Source organism: Lactobacillus rodentium, assembly GCF_003423665.1.
GTDB lineage: Bacteria > Bacillota > Bacilli > Lactobacillales > Lactobacillaceae > Lactobacillus > Lactobacillus rodentium.
Map to the genome: position 1 here is coordinate 1 of NZ_BFBY01000039.1, position 304 is coordinate 304.

General features: G+C 53.3%; 1 rRNA gene. It reads left to right on the forward strand.

Annotated features, from left to right (window positions below):
* Positions 1-304: ribosomal RNA gene (locus LrDSM24759_RS07670) — 16S ribosomal RNA — on the forward strand; the annotation flags it as partial.

The window sequence follows — 304 nt, forward strand, 5'->3', positions numbered from 1 at the left end:
GGAGGTTTCCGCCTCTCAGTGCTGCAGCTAACGCATTAAGCACTCCGCCTGGGGAGTACGACCGCAAGGTTGAAACTCAAAGGAATTGACGGGGGCCCGCACAAGCGGTGGAGCATGTGGTTTAATTCGAAGCAACGCGAAGAACCTTACCAGGTCTTGACATCCAGTGCAATCCTAAGAGATTAGGAGTTCCCTTCGGGGACGCTGAGACAGGTGGTGCATGGATGTCGTCAGCTCGTGTCGTGAGATGTTGGGTTAAGTCCCGCAACGAGCGCAACCCTTGTTATTAGTTGCCATCATTAAG